At 67.4% G+C, this 15823-nt stretch carries 16 protein-coding genes; 7 read left to right on the top strand and 9 right to left on the bottom strand.

Annotated features, from left to right (window positions below):
• Nucleotides 1-88: 88 nt before the first annotated feature.
• Nucleotides 89-1351, bottom strand: a complete 1263-nt coding sequence (locus U8330_RS02000; protein ID WP_323103490.1) for an ATP-binding protein — start codon at nucleotides 1349-1351, stop codon at nucleotides 89-91.
• 1 nt (nucleotide 1352) lies between these two features.
• On the bottom strand, nucleotides 1353-2066 hold the full coding sequence (locus U8330_RS01995; RefSeq protein WP_323103489.1) for a response regulator transcription factor: 714 nt from the start codon (nucleotides 2064-2066) through the stop codon (nucleotides 1353-1355).
• Between the two features lie 300 nt (nucleotides 2067-2366).
• On the opposite strand from U8330_RS01995, the gene U8330_RS01990 reads away from it, so the two are divergent.
• Genes U8330_RS01990 through mnhG form a run of 6 tightly spaced genes read left to right on the top strand, consistent with a single transcriptional unit; the run spans nucleotide 2367 to nucleotide 8391 of the window.
• Nucleotides 2367-5288 carry a monovalent cation/H+ antiporter subunit A gene (locus tag U8330_RS01990; RefSeq protein ID WP_323107093.1) on the top strand — a complete coding sequence of 974 codons (2922 nt, stop codon included), beginning with the start codon at nucleotides 2367-2369 and terminating at the stop codon, nucleotides 5286-5288.
• The gene (locus U8330_RS01985; RefSeq protein WP_323103488.1) at nucleotides 5288-5629 is read left to right on the top strand and encodes a Na+/H+ antiporter subunit C; all 342 of its coding nucleotides are present in this window, start codon (nucleotides 5288-5290) and stop codon (nucleotides 5627-5629) included. Before U8330_RS01990 ends, U8330_RS01985 begins: the two co-directional genes overlap by 1 nt.
• A complete protein-coding gene (locus U8330_RS01980) occupies nucleotides 5626-7239 on the top strand; it encodes a monovalent cation/H+ antiporter subunit D (RefSeq protein WP_323103487.1) in 1614 nt (537 codons plus the stop codon). The genes U8330_RS01985 and U8330_RS01980 overlap by 4 nt, the downstream gene beginning before the upstream one ends.
• Nucleotides 7239-7727 (top strand): Na+/H+ antiporter subunit E, encoded by a 489-nt coding sequence (locus U8330_RS01975; protein WP_323103485.1) that lies wholly within the window; start codon nucleotides 7239-7241, stop codon nucleotides 7725-7727. The genes U8330_RS01980 and U8330_RS01975 overlap by 1 nt, the downstream gene beginning before the upstream one ends.
• Nucleotides 7724-8005, top strand: a complete 282-nt coding sequence (locus U8330_RS01970) for a K+/H+ antiporter subunit F (protein WP_323103484.1) — start codon at nucleotides 7724-7726, stop codon at nucleotides 8003-8005. The genes U8330_RS01975 and U8330_RS01970 overlap by 4 nt, the downstream gene beginning before the upstream one ends.
• Nucleotides 8002-8391, top strand: coding sequence for a monovalent cation/H(+) antiporter subunit G (gene mnhG / locus U8330_RS01965; RefSeq protein WP_323103483.1), 390 nt, complete (start codon nucleotides 8002-8004; stop codon nucleotides 8389-8391). Before U8330_RS01970 ends, mnhG begins: the two co-directional genes overlap by 4 nt.
• Before the next feature lie 20 nt (nucleotides 8392-8411).
• On the opposite strand, the gene cobM is transcribed toward mnhG, so the two are convergent.
• Together cobM and cbiE are read right to left on the bottom strand one after the other, a co-directional pair.
• A complete protein-coding gene (gene cobM, locus U8330_RS01960; protein ID WP_323103482.1) occupies nucleotides 8412-9176 on the bottom strand; it encodes a precorrin-4 C(11)-methyltransferase in 765 nt (254 codons plus the stop codon).
• Nucleotides 9173-10429, bottom strand: coding sequence for a precorrin-6y C5,15-methyltransferase (decarboxylating) subunit CbiE (cbiE, locus tag U8330_RS01955; protein ID WP_323103480.1), 1257 nt, complete (start codon nucleotides 10427-10429; stop codon nucleotides 9173-9175). Before cbiE ends, cobM begins: the two co-directional genes overlap by 4 nt.
• Between cbiE and U8330_RS01950 the strand changes: the two genes are divergently transcribed.
• Nucleotides 10428-11183, top strand: a complete 756-nt coding sequence (locus U8330_RS01950) for a cobalt-precorrin-6A reductase (RefSeq protein ID WP_323103479.1) — start codon at nucleotides 10428-10430, stop codon at nucleotides 11181-11183. The two genes, cbiE and U8330_RS01950, sit on opposite strands and share 2 nt — an antisense overlap.
• Here U8330_RS01950 and U8330_RS01945 read toward each other — a convergent pair.
• The 5 genes from U8330_RS01945 to cobF all read right to left on the bottom strand — a co-directional run bounded on the left by U8330_RS01945 (nucleotide 11162) and on the right by cobF (nucleotide 15701).
• On the bottom strand, nucleotides 11162-11938 hold the full coding sequence (locus U8330_RS01945; protein ID WP_323103477.1) for a precorrin-3B C(17)-methyltransferase: 777 nt from the start codon (nucleotides 11936-11938) through the stop codon (nucleotides 11162-11164). The genes U8330_RS01950 and U8330_RS01945 overlap by 22 nt on opposite strands.
• Nucleotides 11935-12792, bottom strand: a complete 858-nt coding sequence (locus U8330_RS01940) for a precorrin-2 C(20)-methyltransferase (RefSeq protein WP_323103476.1) — start codon at nucleotides 12790-12792, stop codon at nucleotides 11935-11937. The genes U8330_RS01945 and U8330_RS01940 overlap by 4 nt, the downstream gene beginning before the upstream one ends.
• Entirely contained in the window at nucleotides 12789-13436 is a 648-nt protein-coding gene (locus tag U8330_RS01935) for a precorrin-8X methylmutase (RefSeq protein WP_323103475.1), read from the bottom strand. Before U8330_RS01935 ends, U8330_RS01940 begins: the two co-directional genes overlap by 4 nt.
• Nucleotides 13437-13438: 2 nt before the next feature.
• Nucleotides 13439-14845, bottom strand: coding sequence for a precorrin-3B synthase (gene cobG / locus U8330_RS01930; protein ID WP_323103473.1), 1407 nt, complete (start codon nucleotides 14843-14845; stop codon nucleotides 13439-13441).
• 79 nt (nucleotides 14846-14924) lie between these two features.
• The gene (cobF, locus tag U8330_RS01925; protein ID WP_323103472.1) at nucleotides 14925-15701 is read right to left on the bottom strand and encodes a precorrin-6A synthase (deacetylating); all 777 of its coding nucleotides are present in this window, start codon (nucleotides 15699-15701) and stop codon (nucleotides 14925-14927) included.
• Between the last annotated feature and the right edge of the window lie 122 nt (nucleotides 15702-15823).

Below are 15823 nucleotides of genomic sequence, written 5' to 3'. Positions count from 1 at the left end.
GTGCGAGGTATTTTGGATGATGCGAGGGCGATACGCGACGCTTCGGTTTGTGTCGCATTCGACGCTGCAGCGCTTCGGCGGACAGGCGTCAGGCAGCCTGCACGATCCGGCGCAGGCGCACGGTCTGCTGCAGGCCGCCGCCGGGTCGATTGGCAATCGAGACCCGGCCGAACTGGTTGTCGATGATCTCGCGCGCAATCGCGAGGCCGAGGCCGGCTCCCGGCAGGAGCTTGCGCCGTGCCCCATCGACGCGGAAAAACGGTTCAAAGACGCGGCCGAGCAGATGCTCCGGAATGCCCGGCCCCTGATCGGCGATCGACAGCACCGCCTCGTCGCCATCCGTGAGAAGCGAGACCTCCGCTTCGCCGCCATGGGTGGCCGCGTTGACGATCAGATTGCGCAGCGCCCGTTTGAGGGCAAAGGGCGCCGCCAGCAGCCGAACCGCCTCGATTTGGCCAAGGCGCACCGGCAGGCCGATCTCCACGAGCTCATGGACGAGGTCCTTCAGCAGCGGATCGAGCGCGATCGCCTCGCTCAGGCTCGGCCCCACCTCCTCCCGCAAAAGCCGGATGGCGCTGTCGGCGATCTGGTCGAGTTCCTCCAGATCCTTGAGCCAGAGCGCCCGTTCCTCGGGATCGGACACGAATTCCGCCCGCAGCCGCATGCGCGTCAGCGGTGTGCGCATATCGTGGCCTGCCGCCGCCACCAGCCGCATGCGGCTGGAGATTGCGGCATTGAGCCGGGCGGCCAGACGATTGATGGTGCGCGCCGTGGTCCTCAGCTCGATCGGACCGGTCTCGCGGATCTTCGGGATCTTGCCATCGGCGCTGATGGCGGCCGTCGTCTCCTCCAGCAGGCGGAGCGGGCGCAGCATGACCGCACTGGCATAGACCGCAACACCGACAACGCCGAGCGCGACCAGCGTCAGATAGGCGGTGAGCGGCTTGAGCGGAAAGGCCGCGCGGCCGGGATTGCCAAGCAGGGCCCAGCGCCCGTCCTTCAGCCGGATCGCCAGGTCGCGGCCGAGCGTATGACCGCTGCGCGCGATCAGAAGATCGACCGAATAGCCCCGGGCCTTGGCCTGGCGCTGAACGCGCTCGGTCAGTTCGCGGTCTTGCTGGCCGGAAGGCGGGGCGGCGCGGACGGGGATGGCAAGCCTCGTGGCGGCCGTCGGATCTGCGTCCAGCAGGATGCGCGCCATCTCCGCCTTTTCCGCCGTCGCCAAATCGAAGAGCGCCTCCGGCGGCTTGGCCAGAATCGACGCGGTGACGAAGGCGGCGACCACCATCACGAACAACACGGCCGCGACCAGCAGGGCGGTAAAGCGGGTACGCAGCGACAGCATCGGCATGTCAGGCGCCCCGCTCGACCGGAACGGACAGCTGGTAACCCTTGTTGCGGATCGTCTTCAGGATGTTGAAGGCGCTGTCATCGCCGAGCTTGCGGCGCAGGCGGCTGACCAGAATGTCGATCGAGCGATCAAAGGGGTCGGCCGAGCGGCCTTGGGTGAGGTCGAGCAAGGCCTCGCGCGAGAGAATGCGGCCGGGGCGCTGCAGCAGGACGAGAAGCAGCTCGAACTCTCCGCCCGTCAGATCGACGAGGCGACCATCCGGGGCCGCCACGGTCCGGGTTTCGATGTCGGCGACATAGCCTGCGAAGGCATAGCGGCGATCCGCTGTGGGCTGCGGCTCGCTGCGCCCGCGGCGCAGCACGGCGCGAATGCGGGCCGCAAGCTCACGTGGGTTGAACGGCTTGCCGAGATAATCGTCCGCGCCAAATTCCAGGCCCAGGATCCGGTCCACATCCTCCTTCAGCGCCGTCAGCAGGATGACGGACAGCTGGGGCATTCGGTCGCGCAGGGTCCGGCAGAGATCGAGGCCGGACCCGTCCGGCAGCATGACATCGAGCACGAGAAGATCGACCCGCGAGTCGGCAAGGCGCGTTTCGCACTCCGCCCGGCTTCCGGCCAGGCTGACGCGAAATCCCTGCCCATCGAGATATTTGCCGAGCAGGCGGCGGATTTCAGGATCGTCGTCGACGACGAGGATGTGCGGCATCGGGTCCATGAGGCGACCATACTGCGCCGTCCAACAAAAACACAGCGGCCGCGCGCGCCCGATGCGTATCGAAACATGTCCGAACCTTGGTCAAGACCCGTCTTTGTTTCAGTCACGTCGAATGTGAGACTGGATCTAAGAAACATGGCGTCTATATGGGGCTTTGCGGGTTGGCAGGTGCCTCGAAAGCCTTCATAAACCACAACAGGCGCCCTCGACCGGGGTGGATCCACCCTGCGCAGCAGAGCCTCCCCCTCCCTGCCTCTACCGGGCAGGACCAGACCCGATTGAACAGCAGGATCCAGACCGATCGACATCGCGCAGACCCTTCTCGTGCTTCTCGTGCTCGCACCCTTTGCGGGAAGCCTCGTCGCCATCTTCATTCCGAGAGAGAAGGGCAATGCCTCGGCCTGGTTTGCAGGCATCGTCGCCTTTCTCTGCCTGGCGATCACCGCCGCGCTCTACGTCTTCGTCATCGAAGGGCGAGTGCTCAAGGTCGAGCTGGCCTGGATGCCGGAAGCGGGACTGAACCTGACCTTCCGCATGGATGGGTTTGCCTGGCTCTTCAGCGGCCTGATCAGCGCCATCGCCCTGCTCGTCGTCGTCTATGCCCGCTACTACATGTCGGCAAGCGACCCCGTTCCGCGTTTCTTCTCGCTGTTCCTGGCCTTCATGGGCGCCATGCTTGGCCTGGTCGTTTCCGGAAACCTGATCCTGCTCGCCATCTTCTGGGAGCTGACCAGCATCGTTTCCTTCCTGCTGATCGGCTACTGGCACCAGAACGCCGCCGCACGCGAAGGCGCGCGCATGGCGCTGACCATCACCGGCACGGGCGGCCTCTGCCTTCTGGTCGGGCTCATGCTGATCGGCCATGTCGTCGGCAGCTACGACCTCGACGTGGTGCTGGCCTCCGGCGATACGATCCGCACCCATCCGCTCTACCTGCCGATCCTCGTGCTGATCCTGCTCGGAGCGCTGACCAAGAGCGCGCAGTTCCCCTTCCACTTCTGGCTGCCACAAGCCATGGCGGCGCCGACCCCGGTTTCGGCCTTCCTTCATTCCGCCACGCTGGTCAAAGCCGGCATCTTCCTTCTGACCCGGTTCTGGCCGGTGATGGCGGGCACGGAATCCTGGTTCTGGATCGTAGGACTTGCGGGGCTCAGCACGTTGCTGCTCGGCGCCTTCTTCGCCATCTTCCAGCAGGACCTCAAAGGCCTTCTCGCCTATTCGACCATCAGCCATCTCGGCCTCATCGTCACGCTGCTCAGCCTCGGCAGCCCGCTCGCCGCCGTTGCCGCCATCTTCCACACGCTCAACCACGCGACCTTCAAGGCCTCGCTGTTCATGGCGGCCGGCATTATCGACCACGAGACCGGAACGCGCGACATGCGGCGGCTAAGCGGCTTGCTCAAACACATGCCGATCACCGCCACGCTCGCCATGGTGGCGAGTGCCGCCATGGCCGGCGTACCGCTGCTCAACGGCTTCCTGTCCAAGGAAATGTTCTTCGCCGAGGCGATCGAGACCCATCAGGTCAATCTGCTCGACACGATCACCCCTTATGTGGCGACGCTCGCCAGCCTGTTCTCGGTCACCTATTCGCTGCGCTTCATCTATGCGGTCTTCTTCGGGCCGGAAGCGACGGATCTGCCGAAGAGCCCGCACGAGCCGCCGCATTTCATGCGCGCGCCGGTCGAATTCCTGGTTTTCGCCTGCCTTCTGGTCGGCGTCATCCCGGGGCTGACGGTCGGGCCCTTCCTTCACACGGCGGTCATCTCGGTCCTCGGTGCCCAGACGCCGCCCTATAGCCTGTCGGTCTGGCACGGCTGGAACCTGCCGCTGTTCATGAGCATCTTCGCGCTTATCGGCGGCATCGGGCTCTACATCCTCATGCGCGGCTATCTGAAGACCAGCGTCGAGGGCCCGCCCTATTTCCGCCGGCTGAAAGGGCAGCGCATCTTCGAGCGCGTGCTCGTCACCGTTTCCTGGAAATGGGCGCGCTGGATCGAATCCCATGCCGGCACGCGCCGGCTGCAGCCGCAACTGCGCGTCTTGCTCTTCGTGTCCGTGGCTGCCGGCGCGACGCCGCTCCTGATGCAGGGCTTCACGCCCGCCCCCTTCGTGGTGCGCAACATCGACCCCGGTTTCGCGCTGATCTGGGCGATCGGCATCGCCTGCGCCATCGGCGCGGCCTACCAGGCGAAGTTCCACCGGCTGGCGGCGCTCATCCTGCTCGGCGGTGCCGGGCTCGTCACCTGCATCACCTTCATCTGGCTTTCCGCGCCCGATCTTGCCGTCACGCAGCTCCTGGTCGAAATCGTCACCACCGTGCTCATCCTGCTCGGGCTTCGCTGGCTGCCGAAACGGTTCGAAACCGATGAGCCGGCCGACATGACCTTCGCCGTGCGGCTGCGCCGCCTGCGCGATCTCGGCGTTGCCGTCATCGCCGGTCTCGGCATGATGCTGATTTCCTACACGGTGATGACCCGGCCGCTGCCGGAGACCATCTCCAGCTTCTTCCTGGAGCGGGCCTATTCGGAGGGCGGCGGCACGAATGTGGTCAATGTGACGCTCGTCGATTTCCGCGGCTTCGACACGTTCGGCGAGATCGCCGTGCTGGCCATCGTCGCGCTCACTGTCTTCGCCCTGCTCCTGCGCTTCCGCCCCGCCGAGGAAAGTCTCGACGCGCCGGAGCAGCAGCGCATCCAGAATGCCTTCGACGACAAGCATCCCGACCGGGCAAGCGGCGAGAGCGTTGCGGAGTATCTGTTCGTCCCGAGCGTGGTCATGCGCTGGATGTTCCCGGTCATCGGCATGTTCGCCGCCTTCCTGTTCTTCCGCGGCCATGACCTGCCGGGAGGCGGCTTCGCGGCCGGGATCGCCATGTCGATCGGCTTCATCCTTCAATATATGGCGGGCGGCACGCGCTGGGTGGAGGAGCGGCTGCGCATCCATCCCCTGCGCTGGATGAGCATCGGCCTCCTGGTCTCCACCGCCACGGGCCTCGGCTCCTGGGCGTTCGGCTATCCCTTCCTCACCTCGCACTCGCACTATGCGGACCTGCCGATCGTCGGGAAAATTCCGCTCGCAAGCGCCATTCTCTTCGATCTCGGCGTCTTCTCGCTCGTGCTCGGCGCGACCGTGCTGATCCTGATCGCGCTCGCCCACCAATCGGTGCGCACCTCGCGCGCCAGCATGCGCAGCGCGCGCCTGGCCAAGGAGCTCCGCTGATGGAACTCGTTCTTTCCGCCGGGATCGGCGTTCTGACCGCTTCGGGCGTCTGGCTGCTCTTCCGCCCGCGCACCTACCAGGTCGTCATCGGCCTGGCGCTGCTTTCCTACGCGGTCAATCTCTTCATCTTCAGCATGGGGCGGCTGCGTGTCGATGCGGCGCCGGTTCTGGAAAAGGGCGGGGCCGGCGGGCTTCTGACGCATACGGACCCGCTGCCCCAGGCGCTAGTCCTGACCGCGATCGTCATCGGCTTCGCCATGACGGCGCTCTTCCTCGTCGTGCTGCTTGCCTCGCGCGGCCTGACCGGCAACGACCATGTCGACGGGCGGGAGGGGCGATGAGCTGGGCGAGCCATCTGATTATCGCGCCGATCCTGCTGCCGTTCATCACGGCTGCGGTTCTCATTCCGCTCAACGACCGGAACCGGATGATGAAGGGCACCATCGCCTTCGTCTCCAGCCTGATCCTGTTTCTCATCGCCATCACGCTGATGACGATTGCGGCCACGGCGGTCGACGGCAGCACACTCGTCTACCGCCTCGGCAACTGGCCGGCCCCCTATGGCATCGTTCTCGTTCTCGACCGGCTTTCGGCGGTCATGATCGCGCTGACGACGCTGATGGCGCTCGCAGCCCAGATGTTTTCCATGGCGCGCTGGCACAAGGCAGGGTTCCACTTCCATTCGCTGTTCCAGTTCATGCTGGTCGGGGTCAACGGCGCCTTTCTGACAGGCGATCTGTTCAACCTCTTCGTCTTCTTCGAGATCATGCTCGCCGCCTCCTATGGCCTTCTGCTGCATGGCTCGGGCCCGGCGCGCGTAAAGGCAGGGCTGCACTATATCGCCGTCAACCTTGCGGCCTCCTCGCTCTTCCTCATCGGCGTCTCGTTGATCTATGGCGCGGCGGGAACGCTGAACATGGCGGATCTCGCGCTGCGCATTCCTGACCTGAGTGCCGAAAACCGCATGCTGATGCAGACCGGCGCTGCCGTGCTCGGCGTCGCCTTCCTGGTCAAGGCCGGCATGTGGCCGCTCGGCTTCTGGCTGCCGGCCGCCTATTCGGCGGCCGTACCGCCCGTGGCCGCCATCTTCGCTATCCTGACGAAGGTCGGCGTCTATATTCTGCTCCGCCTCTCGGTGCTGCTGTTCGGCAATGCCGCCGGCGCCTCGCAGGGCTTCGGCCAAGACGTGCTGCTTTATGGCGGCTTTGCGACCATCACCTTCGGAACGATCGGCGTGCTCGCCTCCCAGGCGATGGGCCGGCTTGCCGGCTATTACGTGCTCGTCTCCTCCGGCTCGCTGATGGCGGCGATCGGGCTTGGCGAATCCGCCGTGCTGCCGGGCATGCTCTTCTATCTCCTCTCCTCCACCCTCGGCATTTCTGCCTTCTTCCTGCTGATCGAGCTGGTCGAGCGGGCGCGCGATGCCGGCGCGGACGTTCTGGCCGTAACGATGGAAGCCTATGGCGAGATCGACGAGGACCAGCTGGAGCAGGAAATCTCCACCGCCGTTCCGGGGACGCTGGCCGTGCTCGGCCTCTGCTTCGTCGCCTGTGCCATGCTGATGGCCGGCCTGCCGCCGCTGTCGGGCTTCCTTGCCAAATTCGCGCTGCTGCATGGCCTGTTTACCGGCGACGACACGAGCCGGCCGGTGCTGGCCGGGCAGGACTATGGCTTCACCGCGCTGATCATCCTCTCCGGCCTTGCGACCCTCATCGCCATGACCCGGGTCGGCATCCGCACCTTCTGGACCTCGATCGAAGGCACGATCCCCCGGGTGCGGCTGATCGAGATCACACCCGTCCTGGTGCTGCTCACGGCCTGCCTGTTCCTGACGCTCGAGGCCGGGCCGGTGCTGCGCTATCTGACCGCTACCGCCCGGGCGATCGATGTGCCTCAAGGCTATATCGAACGGGTGCTGGAACCGGCGACCCTGCCCGACGGAGGGTCGTGATGCGCTACTGGTTCCCCTTCCCGCTTCTCTCGCTGTCGCTGCTCGCCTTCTGGCTGCTGGTCAACCAGTCGGTCTCGCCCGGCGCGATCGTGCTGGGCAGCGTCCTTGCAATCTCGCTTGCCTGGGCGATGACCAACCTGACGCCGCACAAGTCGCGCCTGCGCCGGATCGGCGCTGCCTTCCGGCTGTTCGGCACGCTGCTCGTCGATATCGCGCAGTCGAACGTCACCGTGTTCCGTACGCTCGTCAGCCGACGCAAGCCGATCACCGAGCCGAGCTTCGTCACGCTGCGGCTGACGCTTGAAGACGAGAATGCCATCGCGCTCCTCTCCATCTTCCTCACCACCGCGCCGGGCACGGCCTGGATCGAGTATGATAGGCGCACCCACCTCCTGCTCATGCATGTGCTCGACACGCGCGACGGCAAGGATTGGCAATCGATCGTGACCGACCGCTATGAGCGGCTCCTGAAGGAGATCTTCGAATGACCGAGCTCTTCATCATCTGGTCGATCCTCCTGTCCCAGATCCTGATCGGCGCCGCCATGCTCTGCGCGCTGGTGCGCATGGTGCGCGGGCCGCGCGCGCAGGACCGGATCCTCGGCCTCGATGCGCTCTACATCACCGGCATGCTGATGCTCATCACCTTCGCGATCCGCACGGCCAACACGCTCTATTTCGAGGCGGCCTTGACCATCGGCCTGCTCGGCTTCGTTTCCACCATCGCCTTCGCCAAATTCCTGATGCGCGGCGAGGTGATCGAATGACCACGATCCTCGACCTGCCGCTCTGGGCAGCCGTTCCGGTCTGCCTCCTGCTTCTGGCCGGCGCGCTGATCAGCTTTGTCGGTGCGCTCGGGCTTATCCGCCTGCGCAGCTTCTACGAACGCATCCACGCTCCGACGCTCGCCACCAGCGGCGGCGTGGTGCTGATCGCGCTCGCCTCCATGCTCACCTTCCTGGTGCTGCAGAGCCGCTTCATCCTGCACGAAGTGCTGATCATCCTTTTCGTGGTGCTGACCACGCCGGTGTCATTGACCCTGCTCAGCCAGGCCGCGCTCTACCGGGATCGGGCCGAGGGCTCGACGGAGGTGCCGCGCAAGGCCCATACGGCCGAGGCGGATGTCGATATCGACCCGGACGCCGCGACCTGAGGTGGCGGTTGCGGGTCGTGCTACAGCCCGTCCCGGCCACGGAACCGTCGCTGATAGGCGGCGTCGTAGAGGGCGCTTTCGCGGAAGCCTTCGGCGGCGAGCGTCGGGCCGACCAGAATGAGCGCCGTGCGCTCGATCGGCTCGGCGGCCACCTGCGCCTCGATGCTCGACAGCGTGCCGCGCACCACCCGCTCGTCCGGCCAGCTTGCCTTGACGACGATGGCGACCGGACAGTCTGCGCCATAAAGCGGCGTCAGCTCCGCCACCACCTGCGGCAGCGCATGGATGGCGAGGTGGATCGCCAGCGTCGCACCGGTTGCGCCGAACCCGGCCAGCGTTTCCCCGGCCGGCATGGGCGAGGCACGGCCCGACACGCGGGTCAGCACGAGACTCTGGGCAAGGCCCGGAATGGTAAGTTCGCGCTGGAGCGCCGCCGCCGCAGCGGCGAAGGACGGAACGCCGGGGGTCAGCGTGTAGGCAATGCCTCTGGCCTCCAGCCGGCGGATCTGCTCGGCCACCGCACTCCAGACGGAAAGATCGCCGGAATGAAGCCGCGCCACGTCCTGGCCCTCGGCCTCGGCCCGTACATATTCCGCCTCGATCTCATCGAGCGACAGGGGTGCGGTGTCGACGATGCGGGCGCCTTCCGGGCAGAAGGCGAGCAGGTCCGGCGAGACGATGGAGCCCGCATAGAGGCAGACCGGCGAACGGGCGATGAGATCGCGGCCACGCAGGGTGATGAGGTCCGCGGCCCCCGGCCCAGCCCCGATGAAATGAACGGTCATGGGTGGCTGGCCTCCTCTGGCAATGGCTTGTCGTAGATCCATTGGGTGACCGGCATGGCGGGCCGCCAACCGGTCATGCTGCCGACGGGAGAAGCCCGGGCAAGATCGATGCGCAAGAGCGATCCGCCGAGGGCGGCATGGCGGGCGAGAAGCACGGCCTCCATCTCCAGCGTCACCGCATTGGCAACCAGCCGCCCGCCGGGCAAAAGAAGTGCCAGCGCGGCGTCCATCACGCCCGGCTCGCTGCCGCCGCCGCCGAGAAAGATCGTATCCGGTGCGGGGAGCCCGGCCAGCGCTTCCGGCGCCGTTCCCTCGACCACGCAGAGAGCAGGAACGCCGAACCGCTCCGCATTGCGGCGGATGCGGGAGGCACGCTCCGGCACCGCTTCGACGGCGATGGCCTTGAGACTGACATCCGCGAGCATCCACTCGATCGCGACTGAACCCGACCCGGCGCCGATATCGATCAGCAGTGCGCCGCGCCGCGGTCGCAGCGCCGACAGCGTCAGCGCCCGCACCTCGCGCTTGGTGATCTGACCGTCATGCTCGAACAGGCCATCGTCGAGACCAGGCGCCAGGCTGAGGACCGCAGCCCCTTGCCCGGCCACGACCTCCACCGCGCAGAGGTTCAGGGGGTCACAGTCGGGCAGAGAGTAAGAGCGGGCTTCGCTCCGCGTTATCCTTTCGCGCGCCCCGCCCAGCGCCTCCATTACCGTCAGACGGGAGTGGCCGAAGCCGGTATCCGTCAAAAGTGCGGCAAGGGCGGCCGGGCCGGTTTCATCGGAGGTCAGCGCCAGGATGCGGGTGCTGGGGTGAAGATGGGGACGGATGAGCGAGACCGGATGGCCATGGAGCGACAGGCAAACCGTATGCTGAAGCGCCCAGCCGAGCCGGGCCGCGGCCAGGCTGAAGGCGGAGGGCGCCGGAATCACGTGCATTTCGGCTGGGTCGATGCGTCGGGTGAGCGTGACGCCGACCCCATGGAGAAACGGATCGCCCGAGGCAAGCACGGTCACCGGCGTGCCGCGCAGCGCCGCCACCGCCTCCATGGACCGCTCGAAGGGGCTGAGCCAGGCTTCGGCCCTGCCGGTGATGAGATCACCTGCCAAGGTCAGGTGGCGGGCGCCGCCAAAGACGACGCTGGCCGCGGCAATCGCCTGCTTGGCCTCCGCGCCGAGACCCGCTAGACCGTTTTCCCCGAGCCCGACCACGGTCAGCCAGGGCTGCGGAGAGGATGCGGAGCGATCAGACATGGGTCCACACCCGGTGCTCATTCTGGGCGGCACGACGGAAAGCCGGGCAATTGCCGAGGCTCTTGCGGCACGTGCGGACTGTGCGCCGCTGCTCTCGCTCGCCGGCCGTACGCAATCGCCCCGGCCGCAGCCGACGCCGACCCGGATCGGCGGATTCGGCGGCGCGGAGGGACTGGCACGCTTCCTGGCGGAAAACAGGATCCGGCTGCTGATCGTTGCCACCCATCCCTTCGCCGCGCGGATTTCCGCCCATGCGGCAACGGCGGCGGCCGAGATCGGACTGCCCGCAATCCAGCTGACCCGCCCCGCCTGGCAGGCGCAGCCGGGCGACCGGTGGCAGGAGGTAGACATGGTGGTGCAGGCGGTGGAGGCACTCGGGTCTGCGAGAAAGCGCGTCTTTCTCGCGATCGGACGGCAGGAGGCCGCCGCCTTCGAGGCCGCGCCCCAGCATGCCTATCTGATCCGCAGCGTCGACCCGGTCGATCCGCCGCTGACCCTGCCCCGCGTCGAGACCCTGCTTGCGACCGGCCCCTTCGACGAGGCGGAGGAAGAGGCGCTGTTGCGCGTCCACGGCATCGACGTGGTGGTTGCCAAGAACAGCGGCGGGGCGGCGACCTATGGCAAGATCGCAGCCGCACGGCGGCTGGGCCTGCCGGTGATCCTGGTCCGCCGTCCGCCGCTGCCGGCGCTGCGCCAGGCGTCGAGCATCGCCGAAGTGCTGGCCTTTGCCGATCATGTGCTCGGGCCTGCGTAGAAGCGGGGCGTGTAGACGAGATCCGTCTGCCCCGGCCGGGCAACGCGCCGGGTTTCGGGCGAGCCGATGATGACACAGGTCGCCATGTCGGCCAGCGCCGGATCGGCCTCGCCGAGCGGCACGACGCGGATCGCCTCGTCCGGCCGCCCGGCCGCACGGCCGAAGATGACCGGCACGGACGGCGCCAGCTCGGCGCGCAGCACCTCGAAGGCCGCGCCAAGCTGCCAGGGCCGCGCGCGGCTGATCGGATTATAGAGGGCGATGACGAGCCCCGCCTCGGCCAGAAGCCGAAGCCGCCGCTCGATCACGGCCCAGGGCTTGAGATTGTCGGAGAGCGAGAGCGCGCAGAAATCATGGCCGAGTGGCGCGCCGATGCGCGCGGCGACCGCGAGCATGGCGGTGACGCCCGGCACGACCTCGAACCCGACCCCCTTCCAGGCCTCCGGCCCATGGTCGATCGCCTCGCACAGGGCAGCCGCCATGGCAAAGACCCCCGGATCGCCGCCGGAGACGACGCAGACCTCATGGCCGTGAAGCGCATCCTCGATCGCCGCCTTGGCGCGGTCGAGCTCCTCGCGGTTGTCGGAGGCGATGCGCAACTGGTCGGGCCGCAGGGTCAGCCGGTCGAGATAGGGGCCATAGCCGTAAAACCGCGTTGCCCGCGCCACGGCCTCGCCAGCCTCCGGCGTCATCTGCCGCGGATCGCCCGGCCCCGTACCGATGACGGTGACCCGGCCGGCTCCCTCCCCGCTCACGAGAGGGCTCCCGAAAGGCTCATCGTCTCGATCAGCGGCGCCGGCAGGGGCTTCTGCCGCCAGCCGGGGATGAGGACGAGCGAAAAATAGGGCGCGATATCATCGGCCTTTTCGGCCAGCGGCTGGGTGGCGGCGTTCTGCATGGTGCCGCGCTCCACATAGATCGCCTCGCCCAGCTTGCCGACAGCGGCAAGCGCGCGGCGGATCTTCGGCAGGTTGCGGCCGACCTTCATGATCACGGCCGCATCCGTATCGGCCAGCCGGCGAGCGAGCTCCGCCTCGACCATGGTGCCGGGCAGGACGGACAGCACATCATCCCCCTGCACGATCGGCAATCCAGCAAGCGACCAGCAGCCGGACATGGCGGTCACGCCCGGCACCACTTCCGCCGCATAGCGCGGCGCCAGCCGCACATGGAGATGCATGTAGGAGCCGTAGAACAGCGGATCGCCTTCGCTCAGCACCGCGATCGTCGCGCCCCGGTCGAGATGGGCGGCGAGGCGGGCGGCGGACTCGTCGTAGAAGGCGCCGATCTGCCCCTTGTAGTCGTCGTGGTCCTTGTCGATCTCGGTCGTCACCGGATAGTAGAGCGGCAGTTCCAGCCGCTCCTTGACGCGAAGCGGATCGGCGGAACCGGAGCCGGAGCCGGAGCCGGAGCCGAGGAAGGTGGCGAGTGTGCCCTCCCCGTCCAGACGGTCGAGGATCGTCCGGCCATTGCCGCGGCGGCCGGCCTTGGCGAAATAGGCCAGCACGTCGGCCTCGCGCAGGATGCGCAGGGCTTTGAGCGTCAGCAGTTCCGGATCGCCCGGCCCCGTGCCGACACCGTAGAGTTTTCCCGGCTGAACCCCGCTCACAGGCCCGGCCTCGCGAGAGAATTGAGCGCGGCGGCCGTGATGGCGCTGCCGCCCAGACGCCCGCGCACGATGGCGAAGGGCACGCCGTAGGACTGTTCGGCCAATGCATCCTTCGATTCCGCCGCACCGACGAAGCCGACCGGCATGCCGAGGATCGCCGCCGGCTTCGGCGCGCCGTCGCGCAGCATTTCGAGCAGGAAGAACAAGGCCGTCGGCGCATTGCCGATCGCCACGACCGCGCCCTCCAGCCGGTCGCCCCAGAGGGTGAGCGCCGCCGCCGTGCGCGTGTTGCCGATCTCGGCGGCACGCGCCGCCACCTCCGGCTCGCGCAGGGTGCAGAGCACCGGATTGTCGGCCGGCAGCCGCGCCCGCGTGACCCCCTGCGCCACCATGAAGGCATCGCAGAGAATGGGTGCGCCCTTGGCAAGGGCCCCGCGCGCCGCCGCGACGAAGCCCGGCGAGAAGACGAAATCGCGCGCGGCCTCCACAAGCCCGCAGGCATGGATCATGCGCACCGCGAGATCGGCCTCGTCCTCCGAAAAGCGCGACAGATCCGCCTCGGCCCGGATGATGGCAAAGGAGCGCTCGTAGATTGCGGCGCCATCCTTGATGTAGTCGTAACCGGGCTCAGTCGTCTCGGGCATTCTCAATCCTGTCTCGGAGGGCCGCTCGCCGACGCTCCTCTGGAAAACACGGCCGCGATCTGCGCCGGATCCAGCCGTTTAAGGCAGGCCGCAACCGATTCGCCAACCTGTTTCTCCACCTCCACCAGCCGGGCGAGCGCGGATGCCGCCGCGCCGAGCCCTGCCTCGTCTTGATAGGCGAGCGGGAGGCTGGAGGCCGTTCCACCGACGACGAGACCCGGGCCGGAAGGCGTCGCGACCAGGACAAGCGTGGCGGATGCAGGATGGGCGCAGCCCTTCTGGCAGCCCGAGAGATGGAGATCGACCGACCCGTCGAAGAGCGACGGCGCGGCCGCGAGCAGGCGCCGCGCGGCGCCCTGCGTGTCGAGACCGCCCGATGCGCAGCCGACCCGGCCGGTACAGGCCGCGATCCGATGCACCGGATCGGCGGGATCAGCACTGAAGCCGAGCGAGACGGCACGCTCGGCAAGCGCTGTGATCGCATCGCTGGACATTCCCGTGAAGAGCAGAGCCCGCCCCGGCGCCGGGCGCAGCGCATCCGCACCGCACGCTTCCGCCGCCTCCGCAAGCGTTTCGAGCCCCTCGGCGCGGACCTGCCCGAAGGCCGGCGCGACGCCAAGCACCGGACAGCCCGGGATATCGAGGTGTCCGATCGGTGCCAACGAAATGTGCGCCTCTCCCAGCCGATCAAAAGCCTTCGCCGCCCGGACCGGCCCCGCCTCGGCCAGACCGTTGTCGAGCAACAGGGTACGCAGCAGGCCGGGGTCGAGATCCCGGCCGCGCGCGGACGGACCGCGTGCCGCGAGCGCGGCGAAGATCAAACGTCCCGCTTCGGAAATCGCCGAGGCCTCAACAGTAGCGACTTCGGCAGCACGCATCACTGAGCCACCCAGGGCCAGACGCCAGCGTGTCTGGTCGAGTGCATTGAACCGGAGATCGGCCGATTGGCCGGCCAGGGACAATTGCCCGCCGCCATCGACGATCACGGTGAATTTCGGGGCGAGCACATGCTCTTTCGCGAGCGCGCGCAGCTGCGCGGCCAGCGGGCGCGGATCGGCATATTCGGTGCGATCGAGCCCCGCCAGCGGCGGGACCTCGACGGCCGTCCCGCTTTCCACGACGGTCCCTGCCTCGGCGAGAGCGGCGGCGAAAGGGGCGACCGTTTCGTCGCGCAACCCGCGAACCTGAAGGTTGCCCCGTGCCGTGACGTCCAGCCGACCATTGCCGTAACGCGCAGCCGCGCTTGCAAGCGCCTGAACCTCGCGCATCGACAAGGCCCCGCCGACCGGCCGCAACCGCACCAGCAGCCCGTCGCCCGTCGCCATGGGCGCGGCAAGGCTTGGGCATGCGCCGCGGCGAAGGGCGGAAACAGGCGACGGCGCAAGGGGGCGTGGAATCGTGGCGTCCATGGGTCTCGATCGGGCGGCATCAGGGCCTCGTGCCGTCACCGTTTCTGGTCTTACGCCATTGCGGGCCCAACGTGCAAATTCAGGCCTCGTCGCCACGCTCCGCATCGGTTCGGCGAAGCAGGTAGATATCCATGATCCAGCCATGGTCGGCGCGCAACGCGGCACGCCGTGCGGCGATCTCCTCGCGCACGAGGCCGAGCTTGCCGGCGATGATGACCTGTTGCGGCAGGCCGAGATAGGCGCCCCAGTAGATCGTCACCTCCGGATCGGTGAGCGCCAGGAAGGCCTGTTCGCCATCCAGCATGACCACCGCCGTTCCGGCCGGGTCCGGGAAAGTCTCCGTCAGGCGGCGACCGGTGGTGATGGTGACTGGCTGGCCGATGGCGTTGAGGGGAATGGCGTGGGTGGCGGCCAGCGCCTGGATGCTGGTGATGCCGGGCACGACAGTGACCGCGAAGGAGACCGCATCGAGCCCCCGCACACGCTCCAGGATCCTCAGGGTGCTGTCATAGAGCATCGGATCGCCCCAGACGAGAAAGGCAGCCGCTTCGCTCTCTTCGAGCTGATCCCTCAACAGGCCGGCATAAAGGTCGGCGATTGCGGCATGCCATTCGGCGACACCCTCTTCATAGCCGATCCCCGTGCTGCGACGGCGCGGCAGGTCGAACTCGACGATGCGCTGGTCCTTCCGGCCGTGATGCCGGACCATCTCGCGCCGCACCTCGGCCAGCATCTCCTTCTCCTCTCCCTTGCGGGGAATGAAGACGACATCGGCGCCGGCAAGATGGTCGACCGCTTCCAGCGTGAGATGGCGCGGATCGCCTGTTCCGATTCCGATCACATAAACCTGCCGCATCCGCCGCCCTTTCGATTCGCAGTGCCCAGGCGATATGGAGATTCATGAAGGAAAGTCGCCACTTTCTTTCGAAGCGGCCGCTTTCGCCGAGATCATCCGCCCAAGCCTGCCTGTATGAGCCA

The sequence above is a fragment of the Rhizobium sp. CC-YZS058 genome (genome assembly GCF_034720595.1).
Lineage (GTDB): Bacteria > Pseudomonadota > Alphaproteobacteria > Rhizobiales > Rhizobiaceae > Ferranicluibacter.
This window is presented reverse-complemented; position numbering and strand designations above follow the sequence as displayed.